Source organism: Flavobacterium sp., from assembly GCF_041911335.1.
GTDB lineage: Bacteria > Bacteroidota > Bacteroidia > Flavobacteriales > Flavobacteriaceae > Flavobacterium.
The window spans coordinates 1-1691 of the sequence record NZ_JAYRPD010000062.1; the positions used below are offsets into that span (position 1 = coordinate 1).

Annotated in this window: 2 protein-coding genes; both read left to right on the plus strand. The window is 33.6% G+C overall.

Going from position 1 to position 1691, the window contains the following annotated elements; genetic code table 11:
* Positions 1-340: tyrosine-type recombinase/integrase (locus tag ACE3PD_RS10450; protein WP_374402212.1), on the plus strand; the 340-nt coding region annotated here is incomplete at its 5' end.
* A gap of 326 nt (positions 341-666) precedes the next feature.
* On the plus strand, positions 667-1575 hold the full coding sequence (locus ACE3PD_RS10455; protein ID WP_374402214.1) for a hypothetical protein: 909 nt from the start codon (positions 667-669) through the stop codon (positions 1573-1575).
* The last annotated feature ends 116 nt before the right edge of the window (positions 1576-1691 follow it).

Genomic DNA, 1691 nt, shown 5'->3' on the forward strand with positions numbered 1-1691 from the left:
ATACAAAAAGGAAAATGCAGAACAAGACGACTTTATATTCCCTGTAATCACAAATAAAGAGCTGTATTTAAAGAATGATGAATACCGTTATACTTTTATAGAAAGTGCCAATAAAGCAGCTAATTTTCAATTACAGCGCATTGCAAAGAAATTAGAAATTCCAGTAAAAGTAACATTTCACATAAGCCGCCATACCTTTGCAACCAATGCTTTAAATAACGGAATGAGAATTGAGCACGTTTCAAAACTAATGGACCATCGCGATATCAGCACAACCCAGGTATATGCTAAAATCATTTCAGAAGAATTAGACAAAGCGGTTGACAACTACATCTACTAAAACAGAACGAGAGTAATTTTTATAAAAAACTACTCTCGTTTTCTTTTTCGAAGGTAAATTTTACCTTTTTTTACTCTCGAAATCCAAAACCTTAGCAAATACAAGCCCTCGCAATTTTGTTAAAAACTTGTACGAAAAACAACGCAAAACGGTACTGAATTTGTTCTAATTTTAGGCATCCCAAATAGTAAAAAACTTCCAAAATCATAATGAAATCAACTTGAAGGATACCTGAACTTCAAGCAACTATAACATTTCAAGTCGTGACATTGGAAAAAGTGTAACCAAATAACAAATAATGAACAAATTTAACACCGGTAAAAAACGTGAACTTGAAAGGGCAAAACATCAAAAAATCATTATTCTCAGAATGGAGAACCATCGACACAGCACAAAGTGCAGCTTCTATTTTTGACATTACTCACGACCAGGAACCCACACTGGAAAACTATTGTATTGCTTTACTCGAAAAAGTATTTACAATCCCACAATCCCAACTACCCGAATTCATTAACTACCAACTCCAAATTGCCCAAGACGGAAACACTTGGTTAAACAAATTCGAAAAATTATTAGCCAACAATGAAGAACTATTCTTTAGCCAAAAAGCTTTGAGTAGATTCAACAAATTGTACAACATCATCGAGAAAAAACGAACAGAGCTGCAATCTACGAGCGTAAAAGAAACCAAACAAATTACTCCAAAAAGGTTAATCAATGCCGAATCGGAAGATCGTTATTTTTCGTTTTTTGAGATCAAACATCAGGTTGAAAAAATGGAATCGTTCAATGAGCAAATCTTGTTTTTAAACGAAGAAATTTTCGAATACCGACAAGCCGACATAATTTCAATAAACAGTAAACTACATTCTTATGACCAACAATGTGTTCAGCTGATTGAAAAATTACAAACGCTTCGTAAAATGCGTTCCGAAATTGAGAAGGAAAAAGAACTAGAACTGGAGAAAAAACTAACCACTAAAAAACTAAAATTCAACGGAAATCTAAACCAATTAGTCGATATATTCTACCAACTAAGTCGCGAATTATTTGTAGAGGGTAAATCATTTATTGATGCTTCCAATGGTGAAATCGTAAATATGATCGTCAATAACTTCATCGACAAAGATAATAACGAAATAAGTCCCCAAACAGTCGAAACCATCCTCAAACCATCAAGAGGCGATAAACGACCAAAGACCCACAAAAGAATAGACCTCGACAATTTCCTCTAAAAAATAATAGTCCCTTGGGACCCGATTGGGACTAAGGGACTTTTTTTTACTTCACAATTTTGCTCCATAAACTTTTAAAAACTACGAAAATGGAAGCAATTATTTTAACAAAAGAC